We start from the raw sequence: 15,378 nt of genomic DNA, 5'->3' as shown, positions 1-15,378 counted from the left end.
GGTGACCAGGGAGCGGGATATTCGGGGCATGGGGGGATCTCCCGGAGCGGTGCCCGGCAGGGATTCCGGGCGGTCGTGAGCATGACAGCACCGGGATCATCTATGCGGGTAGAGCCCTTTGCCGGTCCCGAAGATCCCTTTGTTGAATGTTTTAGTACGGCGGGACTGGCGGAGGGGAAGTCATGGCCCGCGCTTGGTTGTCGGCATCGCGCGCCTGGCCTGGTGACGGCCAATCGTCACGTGAGCCCCATGGCCACGTTGACGCATCTGCAGCCCGGCGCCATGGGCGCGAATGGCGGCGGGCAGGCGACCCGTACGGACGCCCGCGTGCGGTACGTCCCCACCGGCCGAAGCCTCGTCGGCCCCGAACTGGCCAGGGAGGCAGACCTGGAAGCGCTCCCACCCCTCGGATCCACCCTGGCCGCAAGCGACTTCGTCCTGTCAGCCTGCCCGCCGCATACAGCGGAGGACGTGGCGCACGGTTCTCTCACACCCCTGCCGAGGCGTGTACGTCGAGGCCGACGCCATCGGCCCGGACCGCACCCAGCGCATCGCCGCCGCCTGCGCCGAGCGCGATGTACTCGTGCTCGTACCGCCGTATACCACTGGCCTGCCGCAGGAATCAGCACTCGACAACAGCCCGAAAAGATCAGTAGGCCACAGGCGCGCACCTCCAAAATCACTCCAGGCGCAGCGGCGGAAATGGGCGCCATCAGCAGACAGCCGCGGTCGGCCGCGGCCCGTCGCTCGGTGCCGGCGTCGATGACAGCCCCGTGCAGGGCCGCGAGCGCAGCCACGGCGGACAGCGTGAGGAGGGTGGCGGCTGTGTGCCGGCGGACGTGTCGGCCCGCGAGGACCGGGGCCGGGGTGGAGCGGTCAGGCGCCGTGATCTTGTCGTGCGGTGGGGGCGATGTAGGCGTACGCGGCACCGTCCAGCCGGACGTGCCTCCAGCCGCGGGCGTAGGACGGCGGACGGGTCATGCCGGTGGTGAGAACGGCGACCGGCATCCGCTGGGCCGCCTGGACGATGCCCGCCGCGTCGGTGTTGGCGTTGGGACCCTGGGTACTTGCGGAGCCGCACCCGGCGTAGAAGGCGATCGGGAGGGGCGATGGCCCGGTGAGCGGACACGGTGGGTGTACGCCCACCCGGTGCAGCGCGGCGGCGGTGCGCTCCCAGCCCTTGTGTGCGGCCGTGGTGCGCTGAACGGTGTGTGCCGGCACCGCGTACTGCACCGCCAGATGCCCGGCCAGACCCATCGCCGCCATTGTCACAGTGACCGGGCGCCAGGCCCTGCCCAGTGTGGTGACCAGCCGGACGAGCGCGTCGGCGACCGGGATGGCCGGCAGCGCGTAGGTGGGCAGCAGGAAGCGGGGCGCGGCGTAGCCGATGAGGAACAGATACGGGATCGCCGCCGTCACGGCGCAGGCCAACGGCAGTGCGGTGGGCGGCGTGCGCCTCGGCGCGGGCCCGGTACTGCGGCTGTGGCGCTCGATGCTCACCTTCTTCTCCCGCTGGTGGCAGATCGAGTCGCTCTACCGCGCCAACGCCAAGTACCGGCCCGTGTGGGAGCCCCGCTTCCTGCTGTTCGCCAAGAGCGGCGACATCCCCCGCATCGACCTGGCCGGCGCCTGCGCCGAGGGCTTCCTCACCCCGCCACCCATGCCCGCCCTCCGGCGCCGCGGGCGTTCCTCCGCCTTCGGGGGAGAGCCGGCGCCGGCAACCCAGAGCTTGTGAGGCGGCTCCACAGCGGGCACGTCTCGCGGCGGTGCAGCAGAAGGGCAGCGTGGCGCGCTAAGACACCGCGGGGGCTGCGGGCCGCAGTCGGGCGACGACCCGGTTGGCGGCCGTCTTCTGCAGCAGCCCGTAGGCGAGTACCGGCAGCAGCAGGTGGGGCTTGTCGGGCAGCGAGGTCGTGATCAGTACCGCGCTCGCGCTGCTGTTGTTCATGCCGCAGGCCAGGGTCAGCGACGAGGCCACCGGGGCGTCCAGCCGCAGGACGCGGGCGGCCAGCCGGCCCAGCACGAAGGACAGCACGCACACCAGGGCGGCCACGGCGAGGGCGGCGGTGAACAGGAGCGGACGCGGGTGGGCCAGGAAGGAGCCGAGGGCGCCGCTGGCGTTGACGTAGGTCAGGACCAGCGAGCCGGCCAGCGCCGCGGGCACCACGCCCCGCAGCAGACGGGCCTGCCACGACGGCGGCAGCACGAGCGCGCACAGGAGACCCGCGGCGCAGGGCAGGACCACGGTGGCGAGGGTGAATCCGCTCTGGGCGGAGCCGCTCGTACTGGTGAGTGTCTGTGCGTAGCCGCCGCTGAGCAGCGGCGCCAGGGCCGTCAGCAGGAGTGGTGTGGTGAGGGGACTGAGCAGGGTGGAGGCGAGGACGAGTCCGACCATGGTCGGCTGGTCCCCCTCGCCCTTGCTGGTCCACACGGTGGCTCCGGCGGCCACGGGCATGGCCACGATCAGGATCATCGCGGTGAGCAGTCCGCTGCCGCCGTCGGAGTCGGGGGTGCCGCGCAGCAGGAAGGCGACGAACGGCACGACGAGCAGTGGAATCGCCAGATGCAGCGCGAGTCCGGCCAGCATGGCCTTGGGGCGCCGTAGCACGCGGCCGAGTGCGCGGACGGGTACCTGGAGCCCGGCCGAGAACAGCACGAGGGACAGCAGGAGCGAGGTGGTGCGCAGTGTCGGGTGGGCCGGTCCGCCGAGCGGCACGGCGTGCGGGCTGCGCAACCACAGGCCCGCCCCCGGCAGGAGCAGAGCGGTGACGTACGAGACGAGGACGGCGCGGCCGAGCCGCCGGCGCAGCCAGTTCGTCGCACGGTCAACAGGCGAGTGGGAAACAGCGGGAGGGTTCACGGCGGCCTTCTTCCGTCACGAGGGCAGGGGCGGGACGGGACGCCGATATGCGCAGGTGGGACAGGTGGATGTACATGAGGGCATCCTTCTCGGACGGTACGTGTGGGGCAGGTGATCAGCACGCGCGGTCAGGATGCGTTCAGGTATCCACTGGCACGGTCGTGTCCCATGACCTACGAACTGTCCGGCACACCGGAAGCCGCACGGGACGCCAACGGTCCCAGCCGGCACGCGCACCGCCTTCGCCTGAACAAAGTCCCCGAGATCACCGTCTACTTCTGGATCATCAAGGTCCTGTGCACGACGGTCGGCGAGACCGCGGCCGACCTGCTCAACGAGAAGGCCGGGCTCGGCCTGACCGGCGTCTCGGTGCTGATGAGCGCGCTGCTCGCGGTCGCCCTGGTCGTCCAGTTCCGTACGACCGCGTACCGCGCGGGCGTGTACTGGCTCGCCGTCGCCCTGATCAGCGTGGTCGGCACCCTGATCAGCGACAACCTCACCGACAACATGGGCGTCGCTCTGGAGACCACCACCACGGTGTTCGGGATCATCCTCGCCGTCGTGTTCGTCGTCTGGTACCGGCGGGAGCGGACCCTGTCGATCCACAGCATCGACACCACCAGCCGTGAGGCTTTCTACTGGCTGGCCGTGCTGTTCACCTTCGCCCTGGGCACCGCGGCCGGAGACCTGGTCTCCGAGCGCATGAGCCTCGGCTACTGGCTCTCCGCGGTCCTGTTCGCCCTCGCCATCGCCGCCGTGGGCATCGCCCACTTCACCCTCGGCCTGGACGCCGTGTGGAGCTTCTGGATCGCCTACATCCTCACCCGCCCCCTGGGCGCCTCGATCGGCGACTACCTCTCCCAGCCGACCGGCGACGGCGGCCTCGGACTCGGCACCGTCGTCACGAGCGTCCTCTTCCTGGCGGTCATCCTCGGCATGGTGGTGTATCTGACGGTGACCCGCAAGGACGTCATCGACCGGGAGCCCGTCGCGGGACAGGTGGCCTGAACAGCGCGGAGGCGTTCAGGAAGCGTTCAGGAATTGATCGACAGAGTCGGACATCACGGCCGTCTTCCGCGGCCGGACCACGCGTTGACAGGGCGCCAGTTTCCTTCGCGGGAACGGGCGTCCTTCCATACCCCCCACAAAGCACAGGAGTGTCCGTCACCTTGGAGATTCCGAAAGCCCTCACCGACACCGATGTTGCCCGGACGCACTCGCGGACGGCGGCCACCGCCAAGTCGGTGATGAAGAAACTGCCCGAGGTCACCCTCGCCTTCTGGATCATGAAGATCGCGGCGACGACCCTGGGCGAGACGGCCGGCGACCTCTTCGCCCAGACCCTGAAGCTCGGCTACTTCCTCACCACGATCGCACTGTTCGCGATCTTCGTGGTCACCCTGGTCGTGCAGTTGCGCTCAAGGCGCTACAACCCGTTCTTCTACTGGACGGTCATCCTGTCGACCAGCATGGCCGGCACCACGATGTCCGACTTCATGAACCGCGACGCCGGCACCAAGTACCTTGCGAACGGCGCCACTTCACTGGGCTGGGGGCCGCAGGGTCTCGGCCTCGGCTACCCGACCGGCGCGGCGATCCTGATCTCGATCCTGGTCGTCGTCTTCGCCGTGTGGAAGCTGACCGGGATGACGTTCGTTATCCGGGACATCGTCAGTTTCCGCGGGGAGGCGCTGTTCTGGTCGGCGATCCTCGTCTCCAACACCCTCGGCACATCCATGGGCGACTTCCTGTCGGACAGCTCGGGTCTCGGCTACGCGGGCGGGGCCGCGCTCGTGACCGGCGTGCTGCTGGTGCTCGTCGCCCTGATGAAGGCGCCCGCGGTGCCCGACGTGCTGCTGTTCTGGATCGCCTTCGTGCTGACCCGTCCGCTCGGCGCCACCGCCGGCGACTTCCTGACCAAGCCGGTCGCCAAGGGCGGCCTCGACCTCGGTACACCGGGTTCGTCGGCCGTACTCCTGACGGTCCTGATCGGCCTGATGGCGTACGCCCATGTCCAGGAGCGTCGGCGCCCCGCCCGGTCTCGGTCGTAGCCTCCACGGTCCGGCGCGGGCGGCTGAGGCACTCGGCGGACGGGCTGACCGGCTCGGGTGTGCAGGCGCCCAGTTCCCGTTCGGCTGCTCCTCACCGGTTCAGGGCCTGCTTGGTGACCTCGATGCGTGCGGTGCTGATCGTCATGGGTGTGCCGGTCACGGCGATGAGGTACATGCGTCGGTTCGCGCCGGGCAGGGCGCGGTGGCCGCCGGCCGGCCGTACGACGTACACGGCCGTGCTGTGCGGGGCGAGGGTGGCGGGGCCCGAGGTGATGGTCCACCAGTTGGAGGCGCCCTGGCCGAGGCGGCTGGCGAAGTGCGGGGTGAGGGCGGTGCCGGTGGTGTTGGCCGCGCGCACCGTGACGGAGGTGACGGCGGGGTGGGACCGGCCGGTGAGGTGAGTGGTGAGGGCCATACGCAGGGGCGGCGGGCTGGCGGCGGCGACGCAGGCACACAGCAGCGCCGGGGTCACCAGAGCCATCGCCACGGCGGCCTTGGCGGGGCGGTTGGTGAGGCGAGGGATACGTGGTTGCCAGGCATGGGCCAGGGCCGAGGAAGGGGCCGTCGCTGCGGCGGCCAACCACAGCGGGGTCATCATCAGGAAGTAGCCGTCCTGGGAGCGGGTGGCGAGGTAGAAGGACAGCCAGGGCAGGACGGTCAGAGCCGCTCCCAGGCGGCGGGCGAACAGCAGGGTCGCGGCGAGCAGGCCGACGAGGAGCAGCTCGCTGGCGTAGGAGTAGTAGTCGAGGCGGCTGCTGCCGTCGGTGAAGTAGTAGGAGATGCCCATCAGGCCCTGGCCGTGCAGGATCGCCTTCTGGGTGAGGGGCAGCAGCAGTCCGTGCAGCCAGGCGGAGAAGCCCTGGGCGGCGAAGTAGGCGTTGATGCCCGCCCACGTCAGTGCGGCGACTCCGGCGAAACGGGCCAGTACGGCCGCCGTGGGACGGGCCCCGAGTTCGCGACGCCGTACCGCGTACAGGCCGATCAGCAGGAACGGGGCGTAGAACCAGGCCAGTTGCTGGGCGGCGCAGGCGGCCCCCAGGCACACCGCCCGCAGCACGCCGCTGCGTCCCAGACGTCCGCCCGCTCCGGTGGCCGGCCAGTAGACCGTCACCGGGATCAGCAGGGCCAGGGCGACGATCGCCGGGTAGCCGGAGCGGGCGTAGCCGGGGAGGATGCCGAAGCCGAGGCACACGGCGGTGGCCGCCGACCGCCAGGGGGCGGGCAGCAGCAGCCACAGCGTGACCGTTCCGGCGATCAGTGCCCCCGTGGTGACGAGGGTTGCGGCTGCCGGAGTGTGCAGAAGGGCGTGGACCGGCGCGGCGAGCAGGGCGGTCAGCGGGGGATAGCCGTACGTGTAGTCCGCCGAGCCGGACATCGTCTTGGTCAGGCCGGAATTGGACGTGCCGAACAGCCACGGCCAGGGCTGTCCGTAGACGGGGAGGCCGTGCGCGATCTGGTTCGCGGCCTGTGCGGTCAGTACGCCCTCGTCGGTGCCGATGTGGTTCAGCCAGTAACCGCAGACCACCAGGGCCACCGCGAGGACGAGAACTCCGGCGTCCACCCGGACCAGGGCGTGCCGCCCTCGTACGGCGAGCGCGAGTACCCCGCACACGAGGATCCCGGCGTAACAGACGGAGATGACCGCGGCGACGGGCGGATCGGAGAGCATCGCCTGGGTCCAGGCCGAGCGGGTGCCGATGAACAGGCTGATCGTGCCGATCAGCGTCATGCCCCGGTGCCACTGCTGGGGGCTGTCAGAGTCGCCGGAAGCCCGCGGCCGGCCGGCGGAGGGCGGGCGCGTGTAGCGCCGCCACACTCCCGTGTCGACGGTATGAGCGGCCAGATCCACCTTCTCCATACTCAGCTACTACATCATGTAGAAGAAAGAATGGCGCTTCAGGTTCGTCCGGATGAGGTGAGAGCGTCACAAGAAAGTGGCCCGGTGTTCAAGAGCGGTCGAATCCGCCGTGGATCAGTCGGGTGTCTCTTCTTCTTGGGGAAAACCAGGCCTGCTTGGTGAAGCCCCGACCGCTCCTTCCGGGCGTGTTCACACCTGCGCCGTTTCCGGTACACGAGGCGGGCCTCTGATGGGCCCGGCACCCGCCGCCCGCCCCGAACACCCGGGAGAGACCAGATGTCCAGACGCCACGTCAGGCCCGCAGCCGTCCTCGCCGCCACCGGAGTCCTCGCCGGGGTGACCGCCGCCCAGCCCGCCGCGTTCGCGGCCTCCCACCACCCGGCCGCCACCCGGCACGTCCTGCTGGTGTCGGTCGACGGGCTGCACCAGTCGGACCTGGCCTGGTACACCGCCAGGCACCCGAATTCCGCGCTGGCCAGGCTGGTCGGCGCCGGCGTGGAGTACACCCACGCCAGCACCACCACGCCGTCCGACTCCTTCCCCGGCATGGTCGCCCAGGCGACCGGCGGCAGCCCCGGCACCACGGGCGTCTACTACGACGACACCTACAACGCCGCGCTCCTCCCGGCGGGAACCACGAGCTGCAAGGGCGTCAAGCCCGGCGTCGAGGTGGACCTCACCGAGGACCTGGACAGGAACCAGGCGTCCATCGACGCCGGTCAGGGCCTCGCGGGCCTGCCGGACAGCATCCTGTCGATGACCGGCCACCCGGAGAGCCTGATCAACGCGTCGAAGCTGCCCGTCGACCCGAAGACCTGCAAGCCGGTGTACCCGCACTCCTACCTCAAGGTGAACACGATCTTCGAGGTGGCCCGCCAGGCGGGACTGCGCACCGCCTGGTCGGACAAGCACGCCGCCTACGAGATCCTCAACGGCCCCTCGGGCACCGGCGTCCAGGACCTGTTCACCCCGGAGATCAACAGCGACGCCCTCGGCTACGCCGCCGGCAACGACTGGACCACGGACAACAAGGCCACCGAGCAGTACGACACCTACAAGGTGAAGGCCGTCCTCAACGAGATCGACGGCTACGACCACAGCCGCACCCACAAGGTCGGCACCCCGGCGATCTTCGGCCTCAACTTCCAGTCGGTCTCCACCGCGCAGAAGCTCCCCGCCTCGGACGGCCTCACCGGCGGCTACACCGCCAAGAACGTCCCCGGCCCGCTGCTGGTGAAGAACCTCGACTACGTCAACGACGAGATCGGCGCGCTGACCGCCGAGATCGGCAAACGGCACCTCTCCGGCAGCACCACCGTCATCCTCTCCGCCAAGCACGGCCAGTCGCCCACCGACCCCGCCGCGCTCACCCGCGTCGCCGACGGCCCGCTCCTTGACGGCCTCAACGCCGCCTGGAAGAAGCTCCACCCCGACGCCGCCGACCTGGTGACGCACGCCGTGGACGACGACGCCATGCTGCTCTGGCTCTCCGACCGCTCCCCGGCCGCCACCGCCTTCGCCAAGAAGTACCTGCTCGCGCAGAACGGCACCGGCACCGACATCAACGCCAAGCCCAAGGCCTACACCCACAGCGGGCTCAGCAAGGTCTACGCCGGCCGGGCCGCCGCCGACTACTTCCACGTCAAGGCCGGCGACGCCCGGGTCCCGGACCTCTTCGGAGTCGCGCAGTACGGCGTCGTCTACACCGGCGGCACCAAGAAGATCGCCGAGCACGGCGGCGGCCACTCCGACGACCTCGCCGTACCCCTCGTCGTGTCCGGCGCATCCGTCCCGGACGGCGTACGCGACTCCGCGCACGTACAGACCAAGCAGATCGCACCGACGATCCTGAACCTCCTCGGCCTCGACCCCCGCTCCCTTCAGGCCGTCCGCGAGGAACACACCACCGTGCTGCCGGTCCGCTGACCTTTCCGCTAGGGAAAGCCGGATGGCCGCCCAACTGGCAGTCAGCTGGGCGGCCTTGGGCATGGCACACGCTCAGCCGTTCGGCCCGGCCGGGGTCGTGGTCGTCTTGAAGCCCTCGGTCTTGTTGGCCTTCAGGGCGAACTCATTGGTGAACGTCGTGGCGAGGTTCACCTTCGAGGTCGCGTGGCCGACGAGTTCCTCGGTCGCCAGAACGGTCTTCGGGCCGCCGGCCGGCATGATGCCGTCCGGGAGGAACTGTCCCTTGTCCTGGTCCAGGGCCTTGATGTAGTCGGCCTTGGTGACCAGCTGGTTCGACACGTACGACTGCGGCAGCTTGTTCGCGATGTCGGCCGCGCTGTGCGTGTTGATCCAGTGCATGGTGGCGACAAGCGCGTCGACAACCTTCTGCGCCGCGGCCTTGTGCGAGTTGACCCAGCTGGTCTGGGCGAGGACGGTCGCTGCCGGCCAGGTGCCGCCGAGCGCCTTCGTGGCGCCCGCGGTGGTGGCCAAATCGATCGCGGAGGTGCCGATGCCCTTCTTCTCGATCGCGGCCACCGTCGGCTGCGTCGTCATGACGCAGGCGGTCTTGCCGTTCTGCAGCGCTGCGATGGCCGTCGAGCCCTGGCTGACGCCGATCCGGCTGAACTGGCTGGCCTTGACGCCCTTCTGTGCGCCGATGAACTGGGTGAGTGTGTCGGTGCCCGACCCGATGTCGGTGACGCCGAGTGTCTTCCCCTTGAAGTCCGCGCCGGAGTGGACGCCGCTCTTCGGGACACACATCTCCCGCTCGCCCGGCGCGCCGGACAACTGGACGAGGCTCTCGACCGCCTTGCCCTTCACCTGGAAGTCGATGGTGTGGACGTACCAGGCGCCGGCCATGTCCACCTGCCCGGAGGCCATGGCGTCCTCGGCGCCGACGCCGCCGTCCTGCTCGGTGCTCAGTTCGACGTTGACGCCGTACTTCTTGTAGAAACCGAGCTGCTGGGCGAGCTGGTACGGCAGGTAGATCTGCTTGTCGAGGCCGCCGGCCATGAGCTTGACGGTCGGCGTGGAGCCCGAACCGCCGGTCGAGGCCGAGGAGTTGCCGGAACAGGCACTGGTGGCGCCGAGGGCGAGAACGGCGAGGACGGACGCGGCGACGGCGACGGGTCGTCTGGACATGGCTGATCACATTCCTTTGCTGAGGGTTCTGGGACGAAGTGGGGGAGGAGGCGTCAGATGGCGTTGGCGGCCTCGGTCGGGGCCGGCGGACGCCAGGACAGCAGCCGGTGTTCGAGCTTGCCGATCAGCCACTCGGCGCCGAGCACGATGACCGAGATGACGAGCATCGTGGCGAACACGCCGTTGGGGTCGAAGTTGTTCTGCGCGGTCTTGATGACCAGGCCGAGGCCGCTCTGTGCGCCGAGCACCTCGCCGACCAGCGCGCCGACGATGGCGAAGCCGAAGGCGCTGTGCAGGCTGGCGATGATCCAGGTGAGTGCGGAGGGCACGGTGACGTGCCGGATGATCTGCAGCTGCGAGGCGCCCAGGACCCTGGTGTTGGCGAGGATGTTGCGGTCGACCTCGCGGACGCCCTGGAAGGCGTTGAAGAAGACGATGAAGAACACCAGCACCGCGGCGAGCAGGATCTTCGGCAGCACGCCGATGCCGAACGCGACGATGAAGATCGAGCCGAGGACGATACGCGGGATCGCGTTGACCATCTTGATGTAGGGGCCGAGCACGTCGGCGAGGAAGCGGCTCTGGCCGAGCGCGACGCCGAAGACCACCCCGGTGACGGCCCCGAGGGCGAAGCCGACGAGCGCCTCCTGGATCGTTGTCCAGATGTTCGAGTAGAAGGACCCGAACTCGGTGCCGTGCCGGAAGAGGTCGACCAGCCGCTTGGCGATGCCGGACGGCTGCCCGAAGAAGAACGGGTCGACGATCCCCCAGGCGGTGAAGGCCTGCCAGCCACCGAGGACGAAGACCGCGAGCCCGATGCGGCCCGCCCACACCAGGAGCGTGCGCCGGCGGACGGCTCGCTTGGCGGTGGCCTTGGCCGAGGCCAGGGAGCCGTCCTTGGTCAGGGCGGCGGGAACGGTGGACGTCGTACTCATGCCGTACCTCCTGCGGTGCGTGCGTAGGCGCGCTCCACCTCTTCACGCAGGCAGTCCCAGATCTGGTGCTGGAGTTCGATGAAGCGGGGCTGGAAGCGGATCTCCTGGACGGCGCCGCGCGGGCGCGGCAGGTCGATGTCGAAGACCGCCTTGACCGAGCCCGGGCTGGACGTCATGACGACGACCCGGTCCGCGAGCGCCACGGCCTCGTCGAGGTCGTGGGTGATGAAGACGACCGACGGACGGATCTGCTCCCACAGGCCGAGGAGTTCGGTCGACATGATCGCCTTGGTCTGCACGTCCAGGGCGCCGAACGGCTCGTCCATGATCAGGATCTTGGGTTCGTTGATCAGCGCCGCGGCCATCGCCACGCGCTTGCGCATGCCGCCGGAGAGCTGGTGCGGGTAGCGGTCCTCGAACCCCGTCAGGCCCACCCGGCGCAGCCAGTCGCGTGCCGAGGCGTGGGCCCGCTGCTTGGGCACCCTGCGGAAGACGGGGCCCATCAGGACGTTGCCGAGGACCGTCTTCCAGGGCAGCAGGGCGTCGGTCTGGAACATGAAGCTGACGCCGTCGGTGACGCCGTCCACCTCACGGCCGCCGACTCTGACCGAGCCCTCACTGGGCCGGTCGAGCCCGGACACCATGCTCAGCGTCGTCGACTTGCCGCAGCCGGTCGGGCCGACCACCGCGCAGAACTGGCCCGGCTCCACGGTGAACGAGACGTCCCGCAGTGCCGTGAACACCTCACCCGCGGGGGTCAGAAACCGTTTGGTGAGTCCTGAGATCTCGACTCGCGCGCTGTCCTGGCCGGCCGTCTCGGTGACGGGGCCCGTCGCGACGTCGTTTCGCGAAGCCATCTGAGGCTGTCTCCTTCCCAATCCCGGAAGCCCTCGGAGTTCGAGGAAGGCAGACGCTAAAGGCCTCGTGGTGTTACGTCGCTGTTTCAGACGTATCCCGCGTTAGTCGTGTTAACGGGGGTTCTGCGCATTCTGCTCAGCGGTTCGGGGGTGGGCAGAATGTCGGCGATGGGACACAATCACGCCACCACGGGTACGGCGAAGGGGCCGGGCCCGGACGTACGACAAGGGCGAAGTCACCTGTGATGCCCATCCGAATCCGGATCGGCCGCGGCGGGAAGGGGAGGCTCTCCGCGCGGATCCTGGCCAACCAGCTGGCCATCCTGGCCCTCACCGGAGCCATCGGCTTCGTCCTGTTCGCGTTCGCCCAGCGGGCCGAGATCGACCGTGCCTACGAGCAGCGGGCACTGGACATCGCACAGACCACGGCCGCCGACCCGCAGATCCGGCACACCATGGAGTACGGCGGTGGCGGCGACGTCGTGCAGACGGTCGCCGAACGCATACGGAAGGCGTCGGGGGCGTCGTACGTGGTCGTGATCGACCTACGGGGCGTCCGCCACTCGCACCCCGACCCGGCGCTGATCGGCGAGCCGGTGGGCGATCCGATCGTGGTTCTCGACGGCCGTCCCCATGTCGGCTCCGACCAAGGCGCGACCGGGCGGTCCGCCAACGGCAAGGCTCCGCTGTACGGGCCCACGGGCAAGCTGGTCGGCGAGGTCTCGGCGGGCATCCCGGAACACGATGTGCTCGGCGAGCTGTGGCGGGAGCTGCCCACCTTCGGCCTGTACAGCGCGATCGCCGTCGCACTCGGCTCGGCTGCCGCGTTCCTGCTGGCCAGGCGGCTGAAGCGGTCCACCTTCGGGCTGGAGCTGGAAGAGATCGCCGGACTGTTCCAGGATCGCGAGGCCATGCTCCACGGCATCCGGGAGGGCGTGCTCGCCTTCGCTCCCGACGGCCGGATCACCGTGGTCAACGACGAGGCCCGCACTCTGCTCGGCCTCGGCACGGCGCTCGGCAGCCGGCTCGACGAGGTGCTGCCCGACGGGCGGCTGCGCCGCGCCCTGGACGGCACCCTGACAGGCACCGACATCAACGTGCTGACCGACGACCACTGCCTGGTGGTCAACCGGATGCCGGTGACGCTGCACGGCCGCGAACTGGGCGCGGTGGTCACCGTGCGCGACCGCACCGAGCTGATCGGACTGCTGCGTGAGCTGGACTCGGTGCGGGGGCTGACGGACGCCCTGCGCGCCCAGCAGCACGAGTTCACCAACCGCATGCACACCGTGGCCGGGCTGCTGGACATCGGAGACCACGACGCCGCCTTCGAGTACGCCGTGGAGTCGGCCGGCGCAGACCAGGCGCTGACCGAGTCCGTACGCGAACGGATCGGCAACGCGCTGCTCGTCGGACTGATCGTCGCCAAGACCACGGTGGCCGCGGAACGCGGGGTACGGATGGTGCTCAGTGAGGACTCCGCGCTCGGCGAGGACCCGCCGCATCTGCGCCGGCTGCTGACCATCGTCGGCAACCTGCTGGACAACGCGATCGACGCGGCCTCCGGCGGACCGCCCCCGGCGGGTGGCCGGAAAGTGCTGCTCTCGCTGGTCGAGGCCGTCGACCTGGTGATGGTGCGGGTCGCCGACAGCGGCCCGGGGATCCCGCCGGGCGCCACCGAGTCGATCTTCGAGGACGGCTGGTCGACCCGGCCCGACCGGGGCACCGCCCGGCGCGGGCTGGGCCTGGCCCTCGTCCACCGGCTGACCCAGCGGCACGGCGGGACGATCACGGTCAGCGAGGGGCCGGGCGCGGTCTTCACCGTCGTACTGCCCCTGCCGGACGCCACTCCCGTGCCACGCGACGCACAGTTCACGACGGCCTCGACGACCGGAGGTGACCGCGGATGATCCGGACCCTGGTGGTGGACGACGACTTCCGGGTCAGTCACATCCACTGCGACTACGCGTCCCGCATCGAGGACTTCGAGGTGGTCGGCCGGGCGGCGACGGTGGCCGAGACGCTGGACGCGGTGCGCGCCCTCCACCCCGACCTGCTGCTGCTCGACGTCTTCCTGCCCGACGGCAGCGGGCTCGACGTGCTGCGGCGGCTCAGCTCGGACGAGGGTGGCGCCCGCCCCGACGTCATCATGATCACCGCCGACCGGGACATCACCTCGGTCAGGACCGCCATGAAGCTCGGCGCCGTGGGCTACCTGGTCAAGCCGTTCGGCTCCGCCGACCTGGCCGAGCGGCTCACCGCCTACCGCGAACTCCAGCACCGCGTAGCCGCGTTGGGCCTCGCCCCGCGCACCGACCAGGCCGACGTGGACGCCCTCTTCAGCGCCGCCCGGCCACCGGCTGTCCCCCGCGTCCCCGCCAAGGGGCACTCCGCACCCACCCTCGCCCTCCTGCACCAGGTCCTGCGCACCGCCCACGACCCCCTGTCCGCGGCCCAGGCCGCCGAACTCACCGGCGTCTCCCGCGCCACGGCTCAGCGGTATCTCTCCTACCTTGTCCGGGAGGGCATGGTCCGGCTCGAACTCCGCTACGGAGCCGCAGGCCGCCCCGAACACCGCTACCAGATCGTCCGATGAGCCTTTGGGCTGAGCTTCCGCGGGACCCGGATGAACGTATCTGACCTGCGCAAACGCCACGGATCGACGTTGATCGGCAAGGATCGGCAAGATCCTCAAAGGATTCATGAACCGTCGGCCGTGGGTTAGAGTCCCCCGCCCCACCTGCGCAGGTTCCTGGCCTGGCTGGAGTCGGCCCGGCACGCGGGCCGGTCACCGGTGCTGCGTCGTGCCCAGTTCGTCGGTGTACCGGCCGAGGACGTCCTCGGCGGTGGGGGCGGGGCCGAACAGCTGCTCCTGGCGGCGGGGGTCGGCGACGTAGCGGCCGCTGTCGAACCAGCTGAACATCGCGGCCATGTCCTTGACCAGAGGCATGAAGCGACCGGCGACGGCTCCTGCGGCGCGGGCGACGGCGGAAGGGACAGCCCACACCTTGATCTTCTTTCCGGCCCGGCTGCCCATCAGGTCGGCCATCTCGCGCATGCTGACCGGACGGTCCCAGCCGATGTCGATGCGCTCACCGTTGTCGGCCTCGGCGTCGACGGCGGCCGCCAGGTAGGCCGCGAGGTCGGAGGTGTGGACGAAGGTCAGCGGAACGGTGGCCTTGCCGATCCACGTCAGGCGGCCCTTGTCGATCGGGTCGCCCGCCATGGTCGCGATCTGGTCGAGGAACGCTCCCGGCCGCAGTGCGACGAACGGGACGCCGAGCTGTTCGAGCTTGTCCTCGGCGAGCTTCTTGTGCCAGAAGTGCGGGACCTGGGGCGTCTGGTCGCTGGTGAGGATGCTGGTCAGGACGAACCGCCGGATGCCGGTGCGGTGGGCGGCCTCGGCGAGGTTGGCGTTGCCGACGGTGTCGATGTCGTGCGCGTTCTCGCCGCCGCGGGTGTAGCCGGCGGCGGTGGTGATGACGGCATCGGCGCCGTTCATGGCGGCGACCAGCGAGTCGAGGTCGAGCATGTCGCCGCGGGCGATCTCGACACCCCGGCTTTCGAGCCTGCCCGCGTCGGTGGTCGGCCGGACCAGGGCACGGACGTTCTTACCGCGCTTGAGCAGTTCGTCGACGACCTTGCCGCCGAGGGAGCCGGTCGCGCCGACGACGAGGACGGGGAGGGTGGTGGTGGTCATCGGGGTCTCACTCTTCATCAGGTCCGTGGT

The 15,378-nt window shown here is 69.9% G+C and carries 12 protein-coding genes and 1 pseudogene; 6 read left to right on the top strand and 7 right to left on the bottom strand.

The genetic code is table 11. The features are described 5' to 3' along the window. Positions 1-876: 876 nt before the first annotated feature. Positions 877-1,419, bottom strand: a complete 543-nt coding sequence (locus AC31A1_RS30195; RefSeq protein WP_489656366.1) for a hypothetical protein — start codon at positions 1,417-1,419, stop codon at positions 877-879. A 28-nt stretch (positions 1,420-1,447) separates the two neighbouring features. On the opposite strand from AC31A1_RS30195, the pseudogene AC31A1_RS30190 reads away from it, so the two are divergent. After that, a pseudogene (locus tag AC31A1_RS30190) lies at positions 1,448-1,735 on the top strand (phosphatidylglycerol lysyltransferase domain-containing protein); the annotation flags it as partial. Between the two features lie 57 nt (positions 1,736-1,792). On the opposite strand, the gene AC31A1_RS30185 reads toward AC31A1_RS30190, so the two are convergent. Continuing rightward, complete coding sequence (locus tag AC31A1_RS30185; RefSeq protein ID WP_489656365.1) at positions 1,793-2,860, bottom strand: bile acid:sodium symporter family protein; 1,068 nt, start codon at positions 2,858-2,860, stop codon at positions 1,793-1,795. Between the two features lie 168 nt (positions 2,861-3,028). Between AC31A1_RS30185 and AC31A1_RS30180 the strand changes: the two genes are divergently transcribed. Beyond that, positions 3,029-3,868, top strand: coding sequence for a COG4705 family protein (locus AC31A1_RS30180; RefSeq protein ID WP_489656364.1), 840 nt, complete (start codon positions 3,029-3,031; stop codon positions 3,866-3,868). A gap of 161 nt (positions 3,869-4,029) precedes the next feature. Next, positions 4,030-4,911 (top strand): COG4705 family protein, encoded by an 882-nt coding sequence (locus tag AC31A1_RS30175; RefSeq protein ID WP_489656363.1) that lies wholly within the window; start codon positions 4,030-4,032, stop codon positions 4,909-4,911. 91 nt (positions 4,912-5,002) lie between these two features. Here AC31A1_RS30175 and AC31A1_RS30170 read toward each other — a convergent pair whose 3' ends face one another. Then, positions 5,003-6,769, bottom strand: coding sequence for a hypothetical protein (locus tag AC31A1_RS30170; RefSeq protein WP_489656362.1), 1,767 nt, complete (start codon positions 6,767-6,769; stop codon positions 5,003-5,005). Between the two features lie 276 nt (positions 6,770-7,045). Between AC31A1_RS30170 and AC31A1_RS30165 the strand changes: the two genes are divergently transcribed. Continuing rightward, a complete protein-coding gene (locus tag AC31A1_RS30165; RefSeq protein WP_489656361.1) occupies positions 7,046-8,695 on the top strand; it encodes an alkaline phosphatase family protein in 1,650 nt (549 codons plus the stop codon). Between the two features lie 72 nt (positions 8,696-8,767). Here the strand turns inward: AC31A1_RS30165 and AC31A1_RS30160 are convergent, their stop codons facing one another. The 3 genes from AC31A1_RS30160 to AC31A1_RS30150 are packed head-to-tail and all read right to left on the bottom strand — an operon-like array spanning position 8,768 to position 11,648. Next, positions 8,768-9,856: an ABC transporter substrate-binding protein gene (locus AC31A1_RS30160; RefSeq protein WP_489656360.1), complete on the bottom strand. Its 1,089-nt coding sequence runs from the start codon at positions 9,854-9,856 to the stop codon at positions 8,768-8,770. 53 nt (positions 9,857-9,909) lie between these two features. Continuing rightward, a complete protein-coding gene (locus AC31A1_RS30155) occupies positions 9,910-10,791 on the bottom strand; it encodes an ABC transporter permease (RefSeq protein ID WP_489656359.1) in 882 nt (293 codons plus the stop codon). Beyond that, the gene (locus AC31A1_RS30150; RefSeq protein ID WP_489656358.1) at positions 10,788-11,648 is read right to left on the bottom strand and encodes an ABC transporter ATP-binding protein; all 861 of its coding nucleotides are present in this window, start codon (positions 11,646-11,648) and stop codon (positions 10,788-10,790) included. Before AC31A1_RS30150 ends, AC31A1_RS30155 begins: the two co-directional genes overlap by 4 nt. A 245-nt stretch (positions 11,649-11,893) precedes the next feature. Between AC31A1_RS30150 and AC31A1_RS30145 the strand changes: the two genes are divergently transcribed. Continuing rightward, positions 11,894-13,558 (top strand): ATP-binding protein, encoded by a 1,665-nt coding sequence (locus AC31A1_RS30145; protein WP_489656357.1) that lies wholly within the window; start codon positions 11,894-11,896, stop codon positions 13,556-13,558. After that, the gene (locus AC31A1_RS30140) at positions 13,555-14,244 is read left to right on the top strand and encodes a response regulator (RefSeq protein ID WP_489656356.1); all 690 of its coding nucleotides are present in this window, start codon (positions 13,555-13,557) and stop codon (positions 14,242-14,244) included. Before AC31A1_RS30145 ends, AC31A1_RS30140 begins: the two co-directional genes overlap by 4 nt. Before the next feature lie 192 nt (positions 14,245-14,436). Here the strand turns inward: AC31A1_RS30140 and AC31A1_RS30135 are convergent. Further along, positions 14,437-15,378, bottom strand: a 942-nt coding sequence (locus AC31A1_RS30135; protein WP_489656355.1) for an SDR family oxidoreductase, incomplete at its 5' end; no start/stop codon positions are given.

The sequence above is a fragment of the Streptomyces sp. P5F9 genome (assembly GCF_057961495.1).
Note: the sequence above shows the minus strand (reverse complement) of the source record. Positions and strands in the feature narration are given on the sequence as shown.